Here is a 15,229-nt window from a genome sequence, read left to right as displayed (position 1 = left end):
GCTTCTGCCACATTGCACAATGCAGAAACACTGAGAGTGCAGGCCCAGGGTTGTGGGACCTGCACTCTCGGAGAGGCGGCAGCACTGCCATGAGATGGTGCGGGCTAGCTACCAGAAGATTTATTAATCCGTGGGAATGGAGTCCGTGTTCTCCAGTAGCTTGGCCACATAACCGGTATTGAACTCACCGCTGCGGAACTTTTCGCTATCGAGCAACATCGCCTGGAACGTCGCAGTCGTCACCACGCCCTCCACCTCTAGCTCATCGATAGCGCGCAGCATTCGAGCGATGGCTTCATCGCGATCTTCTGCCCACACGATAAGTTTGCCGACCATAGAATCATAGAAAGGTGGGATCGTGTAGCCAGTTTCGATGTGGGTATCCATGCGTACACCAAAGCCGCCTGGAACGCGATAGTGTTCGATCTTGCCGGGGCGAGGAGCGAAGTTTTGGTTCGGGTCCTCAGCATTGATGCGGCATTCAATAGCGTGGCCGCGTATCTCAATATCATCCTGCCTGATGGACAACTTCTGTCCGGAGGCAATGCGTAGCTGCTCCTTGATAAGGTCCACACCGGTAATCATTTCCGTAACCGGGTGCTCGACTTGGATACGGGTATTCATCTCGATGAAGTAGTACTTGTTTTCCGTGTTGTCGAACACGAACTCGATGGTACCGGCGTTTTTGTATTTAACTTCCTTGCACAGGTTGATGGCAGCTTCCTGCATCCCCGCTCGGAGTTCCTCGGTCAGGACCGGGGACGGGCCTTCCTCAATAAGCTTCTGGTTACGGCGCTGGGAGGTACAGTCACGCTCTCCCAAGGCCACGACGTTCTCTCCATCCGAAAGCACCTGGATCTCAATGTGCCTAATATCGGTGAGATAGCGCTCGATGTACACCGAGGGATCGTTGAACGCCGATTCGGCCTCGTTCATGATCTCATTGAGATCTTTTTCCAGCGTGTCCTCGGATTCAACCACGCGCATGCCACGACCTCCGCCGCCGGCTGCAGCCTTAATAAGCAGCGGGAAGCCTGTGTTGCGGGCGACTTCCATCGCCTCATCAATTTCGGTGACTACTCCATCGGAGCCGGGCACGGTGGGCACCCCGGCAGCTTGCGCGATGCGCTTTGCCTCGATCTTATCTCCCATCAAACCGATGTGTTCGGCAGAGGGACCGACAAAGCCGATGTTTTCTTCTTCCACCATGCGTACAAAGTCGGGCTTTTCAGATAGGAATCCGTAGCCGGGGTGAATGGCGTCGGCCTTAAAAGCCATGGCCGCAGAAAGGATGAGCTCGGGGCTGTTATAGCTTTTCGCGGCGTTGGCTGGGCCGATGCAAACGGCCTTATCAGCTAGTTTAACGGGCAAGGAATCCTTATCACCCTCAGAGTAGACGAGGATGGATTTTATCCCCAGCTCCTTGCAGGCGCGGATAACGCGCAAGGCGATCTCGCCGCGGTTGGCGATCAGAACGCTATTTAAGAGATCTGACATGTTTTCCTCCAGATCGTTGTGCGGGAACGGGGCTTACTTTGGTTCGATGATCATAAGTGGCTGGCCGTGCTCAACGGCATCCTCGTTGTCCACGAGGATTTCCTTGACAGTTCCGGCAAACTTGGCCTCAATATTGTTCATCAGCTTCATAACCTCGACGATGCACAGCACCTGTCCTACCTCGACCTCATCGCCAACTTTGACGAATGGGTCCGCGCCCGGCTTCGGGGAAGCATAGTAGGTACCGACCATAGGAGCGGTGACGGTCTCGCCCTCTGCTGCCGGAGCTCCGGAAGCCTTCGACTGCTCCTGATCAGCTGGTTCTTGTGCAGCGGGTGCCGATGTGGGCTCTTCCTGCGCTGGCGCCTGCTGTGCGGGGACTTGCTCTGCCGGGGATGCGGCTGGAGCAGCTGCAGGTGCGGCAGCTGCTTCCGGAGCCGGGGCTGGACGGTTGAGGCCGCCAGGCGTGCGGGACATGGCGAGTTCGATGTCGCCATACTTGATCTGCAGCTCCTGGATATCATCGGAAAGGTTGGCCCACTTCAGGAGGGCCTTCAGATCCTGCAGGTTGGTGGTATCAGTCATGATTACTTTTCTCCTTTAGTGAGGTTAATTTCCAGGTCAGAGGTCTTGAGGTGGAAGTCGGTGGTATCGGAAGAGTTGTAGATTTGCTGGACGAGGGAGGTCAAGACGCCTCCTTTGACGCCTTCGCCCTCGCCGGCGCGGCCCTCAGCTACGAAGCGCTTCATTTCATCGACTTGGCTGCCGGCGAACATAACGCGCAAAAGCAGGGTGTCGATGTCCTCGTCCGGATGCGCCTCTTTCAGGCCCGGCAGTACCGGCTTGAGTTCTGGGATTTCCTCGGTGATTTCGGAGGAACCGTTGGCCAGGATCTTTTCCAATACCTCTGGGTCCAGCGGGGCCAGAGGTTCACCGTAGTAACCCAGGGCATACTTCTTAATCTCATTTGGGACCACGGAGTAGCGCTCACCAGTCATCACATTCATGACGGCCTGTGTACCCACGAACTGGGCAAATGGCGTAATCATGATGGGGTATGCCAGCTCTTCTCGCACGCGAGCCACCTCATAGAGCAGCTCCTCAAATCGATCTCCTAGTCCCGCAGTTTCCAGCTGAGATTCAAAGTTCGTCAGCATGCCGCCTGGCAGCTGGTGCATATAGTGGAGGCCGTCGAAAGCACGCGGCACACCCACCGGCTTATCCTCAGTATCGGCGATTTCTTGGATCCGGTCACTGGCAGAGGCGATGCGATCATCGTCAACGTTTACGGTATAGCCGAGCGCCCGCAGATCTCGTACCAAGGCCTGGGTCGCAGGCTGACCGGGGCCGTTGGCAAGCGGGGCGATGGAGGTGTGAATGGAATCCACGCCCAACTCCGCGCCAAAGAGATAGGTCAATGGGGACAAGCCGGTCAGGGAGTGGGTGTGTACCTCCAGCGGGATATCTTCTCCAATGGAGCTGCGGATAGCCGGGATAAGGGTTCTCATGCGGTCCGGAGTGAGCAATCCGCCGGCGTCCTTCAGCATGATGCGGTCGACGTCGGTGCGTTCAAGCAGCTCCTCCGCCTTTTGCTTGTAGAGCTCATCGGTGTGCACTGGGCTAAGGCAGTAGGACAGTGCACCAAAGGTCTCAGCGCCAAGTTCCTTGGCAAGCTTGAGGCCCTTGTCAATGTTGTCGATGTCATTGAGCCCATCAAAAGAACCAATGACACGGAAGCCGTTGGCATAAAGGCGTTCAGTCCAGTTAAGGATGGCATCATCCGGCAGGAAGTCAAAGGATGCCAGATTCTTGGAGCGAATCAGCGCGCGGAACTTAGTACCGGGGGCGGCATGCTCGTGGACGAGGCGCACACGTTCCCACGGATCCTCTTTGAGATACCGCACGGCCACGTCGAACTGAATGGGGGCAACTAGGTCAACGTGCTCGAACCCGGCATTGGTGATGTCATCCAGCAGAGAAAGGATGTGTTCCGTGGTCATGCGGGTGGCCCAGATACTCTGGTGCGCATCGCGCAGGGTGGTATCGATGATCTTAATTTCACGCTCGCTATCGGCTGGGCGTCCGCCCGCGGCCATGACTTCGGCGAGGCTTTCTGTGCTCAATTCCTCGGGACTAAGAGCAGTCATAAATCCCTCCTTAGGGTGTGGCTCCGACAAGACTCGGGTGGCTTAGGACTCATACCTTTCCGTCCGTGTCATGTGTCACACGCTACACCAGTGTCCACCACTGTGAACCTAAAACTTTTACCTAAGGAGGGCTTTCCCGCCGTTATCCAAGCTCAGAAACGCTAGACATTTACCCAACTACCCCCAAGTGGGGTCACAATGCGCACCCAAGTTCACAATGCGAACCATAAATCTAACCACAGGTTGTCCCCGAAAGGGGTTCATCACGTGCAGTTTCTCACGCGGTAAACAACATCAATAGCGCCAGACGATCTCAATACTTTGGATCCTCGCCGCCCATTTGTGTGATCTAGGTAATATTTTTCCCAACCGTCCCGGTCCCACTACAAGGAGAACTCATGACATCCACCACCAAACCGACATCGCCACCAGATACCGAATCCGGCAAAAACGCAGCTTCTACCACCGACATCAAATCCCTAGGAGCCAGCCTTACCGGGCAAATCCTAGAGTGGTATGAGTGGAGCTCCTATGCAGTCTTTGCCCCATTCATTGCCACCGCAATGTTCAATAAGGGTGACTCCACCTCCGCCCTTTTAGCTACCTTCGGCGTTTTTGCCGTTGGCTTCCTTGTGCGTCCACTCGGAGGCATCGTCTTCGGCCGCGTAGCAGATCAGCGCGGCCGAAAATCTGTACTCATGATGACCATTATCATGATGGCCATCGCCTCCGCGATCATCGGAGTCATGCCCACCTATGAGCAGATCGGCATTTGGTCCTCTGTGGGTCTTTTGGTGATCCGTATCCTGCAGGGCTTCGCCCACGGCGGTGAATCAGCTGCCGCCAATAGCTATATCCCAGAAATCGCCCCCAACGCCCACCGCGGTAAATGGGGCTCTATGGTCTACGTTTCCATTTTCGGTGGCTCCGTCATCGCCTACGTGCTCGGCGGCCTAATCTCCCTCGTACTCAATGATGACCAACTTGCCTCATGGGGTTGGCGCATCCCCTTCTTCCTCTGCGCGCTCTCTGCCTGTGTAGCGCTATATCTACGCCGCCACATGAAAGAGTCTGATCACTTCAAGGAAATTGACAGTTCCGAGCCCAGCGTAGACACCCCAGCGCGCAAGGAGCGCGCAGCAATCCCTCAATCTGCCTCCGCTACTCGTCCGGCTTGGATCAATATCCTGCTCGTTATCGGCATGGTCTCCGGCGTTACTTCCGCGCACTACACGTGGACCTCCTACGTTTCTACCTATGCCATTAGCCACGAAGGAATGACCACACAAGGCGCGTACTGGGTCACGGTGGTTGCTCAAGTTGCTGGCCTTATCGCTCTACCGCTGTGGGGCAGTCTCTCGGACAAGATTGGACGCAAACCCGTCATCTATATCTGCGCGGTAGGTATGGCCGTTTTGCAAATCCCACTCATGGCGTTGATCGATTCCCGTCCGTGGACCCTGCTCGTCGCTTCTACTGTAGGCGTGATTATCGTCGCCGCCGGTGGTGCGCTGCTATCTTCCATCATGTCCGAGGTCTTCCCTACCGCCCAGCGCACGCATAGTATCGGTCTTGCATACTCCCTCTCTGTAGCTGTCTTTGGCGGAACCGCGCCCTATATCTACCAGTGGTTTGTCGCGCACGATCTGGCGTGGGCCTCTGGCTTTTATGTCATCGCCCTATGCGTCCTCACCATCATTAGCATGTACATTCTCCCTGAAACCAAGGGTGTAGACCTACGCGATGTCTAACTAGTACCTCTCTCATTCCCACCTAGGGCTGGGCCGAAGCATGAATCATTTCGGCCCAGCCTTTAGCTAATTCAGCACCAAAGAACCCCACTCATTAGAAATGAAAAAGAAAGCCCGCCTTCCGAGTGCTAGAAGGCGGGCTTTCGGGAACAGTTCAGGACTAAGACAGGTCCAGCGTGAATGGGGCATCAGTAACCTCGCGGATGGAGTCCTCAGTCTCCCCCTCAGCCATCTGAACTAAGGTCAGACCTTCTAACTCATCAACCTCGAAGACGGCGCGGTCCGTAATAATAAGATCCACGCAACGCGCGCCGGTGAGCGGCAGTTGGCATTCTGAAAGGATTTTGGACTTGCCATGTTTGGACACGTGCTGCATCATCACCACGATGCGTTTGGCGCCATGAACCAAATCCATGGCACCGCCCATACCTTTGACCATCTTGCCCGGAATCATCCAATTGGCAAGGTCTCCGAATTGGGATACTTCCATGGCACCAAGTACCGCTACGTCGATAGCGCGTGATCGAATCATTCCAAAGGATTCCGAAGAAGAAAAGAATGAAGCTCCGGGAGCAGCAGTGATGGTCTCTTTGCCAGCATTGATAAGTTCCGGGTCCACCTTATCTTCGGCCGGGTACGGACCTACGCCCAAGATGCCATTTTCAGAATGAAGCACCACTTCGAGGCCCTCTGGGAGGAATCCAGGAATCAACGTTGGCATGCCAATTCCTAGGTTGACGTAGTCGCCGTTTTTCAATTCCTGTGCGGCCCGAGCCGCCATTTCTTCACGTGACCAGGTCATTACTTGCTCACCGTCCTAAATTCGATTCCAGTTTCTTGCTTTCCCACTTCTACGACGCGATCGACGTAGATGCCCGGCACGTCAACCTCGGCCGGCGGAATCGCCTCCACCAATTCTTCTGCCTGCACAATGGTGATATCAGCGCAACGAGCGGCATCCGGGTTAAAGTTCTGCGCAGTCTTGGCAAAAGCTAGGTTGCCGTATCGATCTGCGCGAGCGGCATGAACGAAGGCAAAATCTGGGGTCAGTGCCTCCTCCAGCACGTAGAGCTCGCCGTTAAACTCACGAGTTTCCTTCGGCTTAGAAGTCTGCGCTATGGACCCATCCGGGTTATAACGGGTGGGGATATCCCCTTCCGCAAGCGGGGTTCCCACGCCGGCCTTGGTATAGAAGGCGGGAATGCCAGCACCGCCGGCACGCATACGCTCGGCCAACGTTCCCTGCGGGGTAAATTCCACAGTCAGTTCTCCTTCGAGATACTGGCGGGCGTACTCCTTATTCGTTCCGAGATAGGAACCAATAGAGCGGGAAATGCGATGATCTTTAAGCAAGAGCCCGAGCCCGAAATCGTCGGTACCAAGATTATTGGAAATGATGGTGAGGTCTCCAGAGCCGAGTTCGCGCAGAGCATCAATTAGACGCGCCGGAATTCCCACGAGCCCGAATCCGCCCACCGCAATGGAAGCGCCGTCTGGAATATCTGCTACGGCATTTTCTACTGAGTCGATGACTTTATCTAACATGGCTTCAGCCTACGTGTGGTTCATATATTGCACAAGGGTTCACAGTGCGAACACTTTTGGATACAATTACGAGACGTAGGCCACTTCATCAATTTTTAGAATCGGAGACCACACCTTGAACGACACCCCCACGGTGCAGTCACTCGCCCGCGGATTAGCCGTTTTGCACTCTTTTAATGGCGAGCGCCCACGCCAGACTCTGGCCCAGGTTGCCGAGGTCACAGGGCTAGCACGTGCCACTGCACGTCGTTTTTTGCACACCTTGGTAACGGAGGGGTACGCGCGCACGGATGGCTCTGAGTTTTGGCTTACCCCCCGGGTTTTGGAACTGGGCTATTCCTACCTATCGAGTTTGGGTCTTCCCGATATTACCCAGCCCCATTTGAGGGAGTTATCCACCAAACTCGATGAATCCTGCTCTGTCAGTGTGTTGGATAGGGACACCGTGGTTTATATTGCCCGCGCCGCTGCACACCGCATCATGGCCACCAATATCACCATCGGCACCCGCTTTCCCGCGCACGCGACCTCAATGGGACAGGTACTGTTAGCGGATCTCACTCCATCGCAGTTGGACGAATTCCTAGAAACGGCGTCGCTGGAGAAAGTCACCCCTCACACGCTCACCGCACCCGCGGATCTTCGGGCGCGCCTAGCGGAGATCCGGAAACGCGGTTGGGTCATCGTAGACCAAGAGCTGGAGAAGGGCCTGCGTTCCATTGCAGTTCCTATTCGCTATGGTTCGGGCCGCACTGCTGCAGCCATCAATGTCTCAACCCAAACATCCGTCTATTCCACTGAGGATCTCACCACGTGCATCCTGCCGGAGCTCATCGCAACCTGCAAGGCAATCTCCCATGACCTTGCCACCACCGAACTTTCTTAAAGGAGAATTATCATGCACACCCGCGACGTAGTCCTTTGCTACCCCAAGCGCACCCCTGTCGGCCGTTATGGTGGCGCGCTAAAGTCCGTCCCCGTCCAAGAATTAGCTAGCCTCGTGGTCAAGACCATTGTGGAAGAGTCCGGTATCGAGCCCACCAAAATCGATGACGTCATCTTGGGCCAAGGCTCCCCTAATGGTGCCGCACCCGCTTTGGGCCGCGTGGCTGCCTTAGACGCTGGCCTGCCCACCACCGTGCCGGGTATGCAGCTCGATCGCCGCTGCGGATCGGGTCTGCAGGCCATTATTACCGCAGGTGCCCACATTGCTACTGGCGCTGCCGATGTCATCATCGCCGGCGGCGCGGAGTCTATGTCCCGCACCGAATACACCGTTGATGCGGATGTACGCTGGGGAGCAAAGGGAGGAAATATGATCTTTCGCGATCGCCTCCAAGAAGCCCGCGAGGCCGCCGGCGGAAAGCACCACCCGATTGCCGGCGGCATGATTGAGACCGCCGAAAATCTCCGCCGCGAATACTCCATCGAGCGCGTCGCCCAAGACGAGCTCGCTGCACGTTCCCACCGCAATGCCGCCGCTGCACAGGAACAATCGCTTTTCGACGCCGAAATCATCCCCGTCACCGTCCCCCAGCGCAAGGGGGAGCCTATCGTCGTAGACAAGGATGAACATGTCCGCCCAGATTCCAGTACAGACAAGCTATCTAAACTGCGCGCGGTCATGCGCAAGGAGGACGAAGAGGCAACGGTTACCGCCGGTAATGCCTCGGGCCAAAACGATGGTGCCGCGGCCGTCCTAGTGACTACCCGTGAAAAAGCCGAGGAGCTAGGTCTTACCCCAATGGTCACGCTCAAGGGATGGGCCCTAGCCGGCGTGGATCCGGAACGCATGGGTATCGGCCCGGTGGAGGCTTCCCGCAAGGTTATGGATCGCCTCGGCATCACCTTCGATGATCTTGACCTCATTGAGCTCAATGAGGCCTTTGCCGCCCAAGCGCTGGCTGTACTCAAAGAATGGGACATTTCGGCAGATGATCCGCGCTTCAACCCGCACGGTTCTGGCATTTCGCTCGGCCATCCCGTGGGTGCTACCGGTGCCCGCATCGTCGTCACCGCCGCGCATCACCTTCACCGCACCGGCGGTAAGCTCGCGCTGGTTACCATGTGTATTGGAGGCGGACAAGGTCTAGCAGCGATCATCGAGGCCGACTAAGCACTGGCCCACGCTCATTAGTGCAAGTGGTTGCTTGCACTACAATCGCGCTTGGTTACTCGCCGTAGCGGCGCCCCACGTGAACGTCTACGCCGCCGAAGAGGCTATAGCAGTTCACAATAATTTCTGGCGCGTCTACTGGGAGGTCATTCGGATGGATGGCGCCGTTCTCTACCTTGAGGTCATGTCCGCCAAAAAGGCCAACGCCGCTGACGTGGACGCGGAAGCCTTCGGGAATATAAACATCGACGCCACCAAAGACGCCCGCCGCGTTGATGGTGGTAGTACGACTGTGCAGGGCGACGCCCGTGAGATCGATGTCCACGCCACCGAAAAAGCCCAACGCCGTCAGAGAACGAGCTACTGCCCCGCCGCTGACAGTAGACCCGCCGAAGATCCCCACCGCAAGGGAGCGGGTCTCCTGCACGCTCGGCTGCACCTGGCGGATAGCCTGCTCCACCTTGGCGATGGCTTTGGATTCTTGCTGGCCCGCATAGGCCTTTGCGATTTTTCGTTCTTGCCCGAACAGGAGAATTTCTGGGTCCTCTACAAGGTCAGCCAGCGGCTCGATGAGCTCAGCGCGAGTCGTCGCATTAACGCAGGCGGCCGAGCGTTTTTCAAAATCATCGAGGTCAATCTGCCCTGCCGAAAGCGCATCTCCTAAAATGTCTGCAGCTTTCATGCGCTCTCGGTGGTTACAGCGGATATCCAGCGGTTTCATACCTTTAATATATCCGCTTTCTCCGGCAGGCGCGCGAGTGATTCCTCGCCTTTGGGCCCCTTAGAGGAACCTGCCTCCGGCAGAAAATCCTCTACGCGCTCGCCTACCCCGGTCAACTCTGCGATAGCCGCAATAGCGCGCTGCGCGCCCTTGCCGTCACCATAAGGATTGACGGCGTTGGCCATGGCGTCGAATGCGGCGTCGTCGGAAAGCAAAAGCTTTGCCTCTGCCACAATGAGATCGCGATTAGTGCCCACCAGCTTAACCGTGCCGGCAACGACGGCTTCGGGGCGCTCGGTGTTTTGGCGCATGACTAGCACCGGCTTGCCCAATGCTGGTGCCTCCTCCTGGACTCCGCCGGAGTCAGTCAAGATGATGGTGGCACGGTTTTGTAGCTGCGTGAACTGGTCATAAGGCAGCGGATCCGTGATGATGATATTTGGCAGGTGCTCGACCTCCGGCAGGACCGCCTGGCGCACCTTGGGGTTGAGGTGCAGCGGCAATGCGAAGTTAATCTCCGGATAGGCTTCTGCCAAGTCCTTAACTGCACCACCGATTTCCTTCATCGCCTCAAGGTTCTCGCGGCGGTGGGTGGTAACTACGACAAGCTGCTTATCGGAGTCTGCGGCTTCCTGCAGGGCAGGGTCTGCGAACTTCGTGTCCCACGATGCTGCTTCCAGCAGAGCGTCAATGACGGTATTACCGGTGACCACAATGTCCTTGGAACGCACATTCTCGCGGCGCAGGTTCTCCATCGAGCCTTCGGTTGGAGCCAGGTGCAGCTCGGCTACCTGACCAATGAGCTTACGGTTAGCTTCTTCTGGGAACGGCGAATGAATATCGCCGGTACGCAAACCGGCTTCGAGGTGAACGATCTTTACCCCGCGATGGAATCCGGCGAGCGCTGCAGCCATAGCGGTAGAGGTATCGCCTTGGGAGATGATGACGTCCGGCTTTTCTTCCTCAATAATGGAGTCCAATCCAGCGATGGCGCGGGAGACAAGCTCATTGAGTCCCTGTCCCTGTTTCATGAGCCCCAGGTCGTGCTTCGGCTGGATGCCAAACATGGTGTTGACCTGCTCCAGCATCTCTTTATGCTGACCGGTAGAGACCGGGATGGATTCAAAGCGCTCATCTTTATCCAGCGCCTTAACGACGGGGGCGACCTTAATGGCCTCCGGCCGGGTGCCGTAAACGGTCATTATCTTGGGCTTAGTCACTAATCTTTTCCTTTAGAGTGACGGAGATATTTCTAAATTGAACCATGGTCTGGAGATCTGTACCCCCACAGGTTGCAGAACCTGCTAGCCGCTGACGCTCACGCCGCCGTCTGGGGCGATGGTCACCCTGGCCGCCATGGCGCGGGCTAGATCGAGACGCTGCCATGAGCCTCCTTCTGCTTGCCAATCCAATGGGTTGCCGGCTGGACGCGCGGTCTGGCGTAGCACCTCGGCACGCTGATCCCAGCTGAGCTCTGGATGGGATGCGGCAAGCAGCACTGGAGCGGCCTGCGGGACGACCATCGGGGCGTCAGTTCGGTAGCGCGGGGCGAAGTCATAGTCCATGAATGTGGAGTATTGTTCTACCGCATCCGCCGTGGACCGATAGTCGGTGCCCTCTGCCCGATCCTGGGCCACCAATTCTTCCACCGTCTTGCCGGTGCGCCACTTAATTTCCTTGCGCACTTCCATCGAGGCTTGCCACAGGGCATTGCGCATGCGCTTGTCATTCAAGCGGTCAGCCGCGGCGGCCTGTCCTGTCATGCGCCCACCGATGACATCCAGCGGGTAATGCACGCCCAGTACTACGCGGTGGTTGCCGGCCTCCGCGCCGCGCAGCATGAGCTGTGGGCCTACCTCAGGCAGCATGAAGGACATCAGCGTGGTAATCCACGTTGCCTGATTGGTATGGCCCGAAGGGAAGGCTGGCGAGGTGGGATAGAGATCCTTGGAGCCATCGTCATAGCGCTTAATCGCCTGCGGCGCGCGCTGGTACGGGCGTTGATAGTTGAAGTAGTACTTCTCCGACATCGTGGAATTGGCCAGTCCGCCTGCGCGGGCCGCATAGCCATTTCCTAGGAGGTATTCGGTCTTGGGCAGGCGGTGCTCGGCCAAGGCAGCGCGGAAGGCATCGCCTAGGTTCTTGCCCATCGAGTCAGAAACGGCGTTGAGCACGCTCGTCGAGCTGGCCTTGGCATCGGCCTGCGCGCGGCGGATCAAAGCGGGGTCACCGGCTGCGGCGTTATTGATGGCCACGGCCTTGTCCATATTTTCTTGGCGGATTTCTGGCTGAGCCTTGATGTGATCAAAAAGCTGGACTACCTGCCAGTAGTTGCCAAATTGATAAGAGGAAACATCGGATTCAAAGCCCGCGATATAGTCCGTGCTAAACGGCTCTGGAACCGGGGCACCGGGGTGCTGGACCGGAGGAGCGCCGGTGGTCTGCTGGGTAACAGGCTCGCGGAGCTGTGGCACGGCCACGGGGAGGGCGGCGCTGGCAGCCGGTGCCAGCGTTATGGTCAGTCCGGTGGCCGCGCACAAGGCGAGTGCGCGAACTGCCGGGCGGAGTTTATTCCGATAGTTCAACGTGGAAACCTTTCACTAGTAACGAATTCCCACGCATAATATCTAGCTAAAGTTACAAAAAGGTGAACGTGACGCTAAACCCGCATGCACAAAGCTGGGACGGTGACTACACCTTCCCGGTACTATCTAGCAATCCTCGGACCAAGCTGAAGCTTTCTGCGTAGTAGCAACACCGGTGTTCTGGTTACTCGATTCTGCCGAAATACTCGCGGTAAATAGCGCGGCCAGCGCTACTGCTGAGGCCGCGGCCGAGTCCCTACGCGCGTTTATGTCCACCTCTTTAAACTAGCGCGAATTCCTGTTTATGAAAAGAGCTGTCCTACAGCAAATCGAGCTTTACCCCTTAACGGTGGCTAGCAGCGAGCGACGGGCCTTCGCGGTAGGCTAGTGGAGAACTTTTACTCGTACTGGAATAAGGGGACACGCTAAATAATGATCCAATTCGTCTTCGGCGCCGCAGCAGGATACGTTTTTGGCACCAAAGCAGGCCGCAAGCGCTACCACCAGATCAAGGGCGCCTACGAGAAGGCCATCAACTCCCCCGTAACCAAATCTGCCGTCACTTCTGCGCGCAAGGCAGTAGCCAACCGCTTGGATCCGGAACCGCGCATGCGGGAGGTTCGCGATCTATCTTCCAAGCGCAAGGGCAAAGGCCGGCTGCGCGGTTCCCAAGTAGACAACGCGGACCGCATTTATGAACCTGATGAGGACTAAATTAGTTTCAGCCTCTTCCCTCCCCTCGCTGCGCACCTGAATCGGTGACATGGCGAGGGGATATTTTTAACCTTGGGGAGGCGTGCCGCGGAAGGCGCGGTCATTGAGCTCGCGACGGGCTTGCTCTAAAGCGACGAGGTCAGCAAAAAGCGAGTTATAGCTAGCCTCATCATCAGAGGGACGCATGCGGCCAAGACGAGCCTTCAGCTGGGCAATTTGATCTCCCACCACGGTTTCTTGCAGGCGGGAAAGCACGGAGTCAGCGTATTTTTCGGGGCCGACGTCGGTTGGCAAAATGGCCTCTACGGCAAGCTCCGAGACGAAGTTGCGGCCGGTGAGATCCTGCATTTCCCCGGCCACCGCGGCGATCCATTCCACGGCCGGCATGGTGGCGCCCTGAGCTGCGCCGCCCACGGTAGAGATGGCTTGGCGCACGAGGCGGTAGGCGTCGTTGGTATAGGCGTCGGCAGTAATGCCATCGAAGTACGAGCCTGCCACCTGCGGCATCTGCAAGGCCAGCTTGAGGGCCTCGCGCTGAGGCCACAGGTGGGTCTCCTTCGGGCTCGGCGGATGGATCATCGGCACGTCCTGCTGTGCCGGCTGCTGCTTCGCATTGTCGAAGCGACGAATGGTGGGCTTTTCGGCTTTCTTGGGCTTGCGTGCCTCCGCGCGCACCTGCCGGAGAACCTCTTCCGGATCCGGCCAGCCCACCCAACCTGCTAGACGCCGGGCATATTCACGCTGCAAAGGTTGATCACGGATCTGTGCGACCACGGGTACCGCGCGGCGCAGGGCCTGCAGGCGCCCCTCGGCGCTGTCAATGCTGTATTCCGCGATGACGGACTGGATAACGAACTCGAACATGGGGATGCGGTCCGCGATGAGCTCGCGCACGGCGGCATCGCCTTTGTGCAGACGCAGATCGCACGGATCCATGCCGTCGGGCGCTACGGAGACAAAGGATTGACCGGTGAACTTTTGCTCGCCATCAAAGGCGCGCATGGCGGCCTTCTGCCCTGCCTCATCGCCGTCAAAGGTATAGATGAGCTCGCCATTGAAGTAGGAATCATCCAGCATGAGTCGGCGCAGCACCTGCAGGTGCTCGCCGCCAAAGGCGGTACCACAGGAAGCAACAGCGGTCTTGACGCCTGCGGCATACATGGCCATGACATCCGTGTAGCCTTCTACCACCACGGCTTGGTGGTTTTCGGCGATATTGCGCTTGGCCAAATCGAGGCCAAAGAGCACCTTGGACTTGCGGTAGAGCATGGTCTCAGAGGTGTTCATGTACTTGCCGAGCTTGTCGTCGTCGAAAAGCTTGCGGGCGCCAAAGCCAATGACGTTGCCGGAAAGGTCCTTAATCGGCCACAGCAAACGACGATGGAAGCGGTCGATGGGACCACGCTTGCCCATCTTGGAAATGCCAGCTGCTTCCAGCTCTTCAAAGGAAAAGCCTAGGCGCAGCAGGTGTTTGGTAGCCGTATCCCATCCCTCTGGGGCATAGCCGCACTCGAAGTCATAGATGACCTCGCGGGAAAAACCGCGATCCAGCAGGAAATCGCGGGCTGTAGCCGCTTGTGGGGTCTCCAACTGCTGGCGGTAAAACTCGTGGGCGGCTTTATTGGCAGCGATGAGGCGCTGCCGCGTGCCCGGCTTCTCATTGCGCGCGCCCGTAGAACCGCCCTGGTAGTTGATGTGATAGCCGATCTTCTGCGCTACCGCTTCAACCGCTTCTGGGAAGGAGACCTGCTCCATTTCCATCAGGAAGCTGAATACATCGCCACCCTTGCCGGTGGAAAAGCAGTGATAGTAGCCGCGCTGCGGGCGCACGTGAAAGGACGGAGTCTTTTCATCCTTGAAGGGGCTAAGGCCCTTAAGCGAATCGTGCCCGGCGGGCTTGAGCTGCACGTACTCGCCGACGATTTCTTCTAAAGGCGCGCGTTCACGGATAGCTTGGATATCGCTGTCCGGAATTCTGCCTTTTGCCATGCGTACAGACTACCCCGCGCGCGGTGGGAACGCTTAACTGCCTAGGACAGGAAGGTGCCCTTCGCCAGGGTTCACAGTTTGGGCGCAAATTACCCTCTGTTGGGGTACTTTACCCACGCTGTTACCTACCCCCGTGACGGGGGAATTTTTGACCTCTCTATTGG

13 protein-coding genes are annotated in these 15,229 nt (G+C 57.3%); 4 read left to right on the top strand and 9 right to left on the bottom strand.

What is annotated here, in order from left to right; all coding sequences use genetic code 11:
- Positions 1 to 123: 123 nt before the first annotated feature.
- The 3 genes from accC to WMQ00_RS10970 are packed head-to-tail and all read right to left on the bottom strand — an operon-like array spanning position 124 to position 3,644.
- Positions 124 to 1,497: an acetyl-CoA carboxylase biotin carboxylase subunit gene (accC, locus tag WMQ00_RS10980; protein WP_239208748.1), complete on the bottom strand. Its 1,374-nt coding sequence runs from the start codon at positions 1,495 to 1,497 to the stop codon at positions 124 to 126.
- A 33-nt stretch (positions 1,498 to 1,530) separates the two neighbouring features.
- Positions 1,531 to 2,082 carry an acetyl-CoA carboxylase biotin carboxyl carrier protein gene (accB, locus tag WMQ00_RS10975; protein WP_239208746.1) on the bottom strand — a complete coding sequence of 184 codons (552 nt, stop codon included), beginning with the start codon at positions 2,080 to 2,082 and terminating at the stop codon, positions 1,531 to 1,533.
- A 2-nt stretch (positions 2,083 to 2,084) separates the two neighbouring features.
- Complete coding sequence (locus WMQ00_RS10970) at positions 2,085 to 3,644, bottom strand: hypothetical protein (RefSeq protein WP_023021020.1); 1,560 nt, start codon at positions 3,642 to 3,644, stop codon at positions 2,085 to 2,087.
- A 398-nt stretch (positions 3,645 to 4,042) separates the two neighbouring features.
- On the opposite strand from WMQ00_RS10970, the gene WMQ00_RS10965 reads away from it, so the two are divergent.
- The gene (locus WMQ00_RS10965; protein ID WP_200288803.1) at positions 4,043 to 5,395 is read left to right on the top strand and encodes an MFS transporter; all 1,353 of its coding nucleotides are present in this window, start codon (positions 4,043 to 4,045) and stop codon (positions 5,393 to 5,395) included.
- A gap of 160 nt (positions 5,396 to 5,555) precedes the next feature.
- Here WMQ00_RS10965 and WMQ00_RS10960 read toward each other — a convergent pair whose 3' ends face one another.
- Positions 5,556 to 6,197, bottom strand: coding sequence for a 3-oxoacid CoA-transferase subunit B (locus tag WMQ00_RS10960; RefSeq protein WP_086589098.1), 642 nt, complete (start codon positions 6,195 to 6,197; stop codon positions 5,556 to 5,558).
- Positions 6,197 to 6,940 (bottom strand): CoA transferase subunit A, encoded by a 744-nt coding sequence (locus tag WMQ00_RS10955; RefSeq protein ID WP_023021017.1) that lies wholly within the window; start codon positions 6,938 to 6,940, stop codon positions 6,197 to 6,199. Before WMQ00_RS10955 ends, WMQ00_RS10960 begins: the two co-directional genes overlap by 1 nt.
- A gap of 115 nt (positions 6,941 to 7,055) precedes the next feature.
- Here WMQ00_RS10955 and WMQ00_RS10950 point away from each other — a divergent pair, with 115 nt between their 5' ends.
- Together WMQ00_RS10950 and WMQ00_RS10945 are read left to right on the top strand one after the other, a co-directional pair.
- Positions 7,056 to 7,826 carry an IclR family transcriptional regulator domain-containing protein gene (locus WMQ00_RS10950; protein WP_200288802.1) on the top strand — a complete coding sequence of 257 codons (771 nt, stop codon included), beginning with the start codon at positions 7,056 to 7,058 and terminating at the stop codon, positions 7,824 to 7,826.
- A gap of 12 nt (positions 7,827 to 7,838) precedes the next feature.
- Entirely contained in the window at positions 7,839 to 9,056 is a 1,218-nt protein-coding gene (locus WMQ00_RS10945; protein WP_200288801.1) for an acetyl-CoA C-acetyltransferase, read from the top strand.
- A gap of 55 nt (positions 9,057 to 9,111) precedes the next feature.
- Here the strand turns inward: WMQ00_RS10945 and WMQ00_RS10940 are convergent, their stop codons facing one another.
- From WMQ00_RS10940 to WMQ00_RS10930, 3 genes are all read right to left on the bottom strand, one after another.
- Positions 9,112 to 9,777 carry a DUF1707 SHOCT-like domain-containing protein gene (locus WMQ00_RS10940; protein ID WP_023021014.1) on the bottom strand — a complete coding sequence of 222 codons (666 nt, stop codon included), beginning with the start codon at positions 9,775 to 9,777 and terminating at the stop codon, positions 9,112 to 9,114.
- Complete coding sequence (wecB, locus tag WMQ00_RS10935; RefSeq protein ID WP_200288800.1) at positions 9,774 to 10,997, bottom strand: non-hydrolyzing UDP-N-acetylglucosamine 2-epimerase; 1,224 nt, start codon at positions 10,995 to 10,997, stop codon at positions 9,774 to 9,776. Before wecB ends, WMQ00_RS10940 begins: the two co-directional genes overlap by 4 nt.
- 84 nt (positions 10,998 to 11,081) lie before the next feature.
- Positions 11,082 to 12,362, bottom strand: a complete 1,281-nt coding sequence (locus tag WMQ00_RS10930; protein ID WP_234288168.1) for an acid phosphatase — start codon at positions 12,360 to 12,362, stop codon at positions 11,082 to 11,084.
- Between the two features lie 432 nt (positions 12,363 to 12,794).
- Here WMQ00_RS10930 and WMQ00_RS10925 point away from each other — a divergent pair, with 432 nt between their 5' ends.
- The gene (locus WMQ00_RS10925) at positions 12,795 to 13,076 is read left to right on the top strand and encodes a hypothetical protein (protein WP_023021011.1); all 282 of its coding nucleotides are present in this window, start codon (positions 12,795 to 12,797) and stop codon (positions 13,074 to 13,076) included.
- A 66-nt stretch (positions 13,077 to 13,142) separates the two neighbouring features.
- Here WMQ00_RS10925 and dnaG read toward each other — a convergent pair whose 3' ends face one another.
- On the bottom strand, positions 13,143 to 15,065 hold the full coding sequence (gene dnaG, locus WMQ00_RS10920; RefSeq protein WP_200288799.1) for a DNA primase: 1,923 nt from the start codon (positions 15,063 to 15,065) through the stop codon (positions 13,143 to 13,145).
- Positions 15,066 to 15,229: the final 164 nt, after the last annotated feature.

This window comes from Corynebacterium sp. KPL2825, assembly GCF_037908445.1.
In the GTDB taxonomy this organism is placed as follows: domain Bacteria; phylum Actinomycetota; class Actinomycetes; order Mycobacteriales; family Mycobacteriaceae; genus Corynebacterium; species Corynebacterium kefirresidentii.
This window is presented reverse-complemented; position numbering and strand designations above follow the sequence as displayed.

Excerpts from the sequence above, each read along its gene's own strand:
- WMQ00_RS10945 (WP_200288801.1), top strand. The coding sequence starts at position 7,839 with ATGCACACCCGCGACGTAGTCCTTTGCTACCCCAAGCGCACCCCTGTC.
- dnaG (WP_200288799.1), bottom strand. The coding sequence starts at position 15,065 with ATGGCAAAAGGCAGAATTCCGGACAGCGATATCCAAGCTATCCGTGAA.
- WMQ00_RS10925 (WP_023021011.1), top strand. The coding sequence starts at position 12,795 with ATGATCCAATTCGTCTTCGGCGCCGCAGCAGGATACGTTTTTGGCACC.
- WMQ00_RS10955 (WP_023021017.1), bottom strand. The coding sequence starts at position 6,940 with ATGTTAGATAAAGTCATCGACTCAGTAGAAAATGCCGTAGCAGATATT.
- WMQ00_RS10965 (WP_200288803.1), top strand. The coding sequence starts at position 4,043 with ATGACATCCACCACCAAACCGACATCGCCACCAGATACCGAATCCGGC.
- WMQ00_RS10940 (WP_023021014.1), bottom strand. The coding sequence starts at position 9,777 with ATGAAACCGCTGGATATCCGCTGTAACCACCGAGAGCGCATGAAAGCT.
- accC (WP_239208748.1), bottom strand. The coding sequence starts at position 1,497 with ATGTCAGATCTCTTAAATAGCGTTCTGATCGCCAACCGCGGCGAGATC.
- accB (WP_239208746.1), bottom strand. The coding sequence starts at position 2,082 with ATGACTGATACCACCAACCTGCAGGATCTGAAGGCCCTCCTGAAGTGG.
- WMQ00_RS10970 (WP_023021020.1), bottom strand. The coding sequence starts at position 3,644 with ATGACTGCTCTTAGTCCCGAGGAATTGAGCACAGAAAGCCTCGCCGAA.
- WMQ00_RS10960 (WP_086589098.1), bottom strand. The coding sequence starts at position 6,197 with ATGACCTGGTCACGTGAAGAAATGGCGGCTCGGGCCGCACAGGAATTG.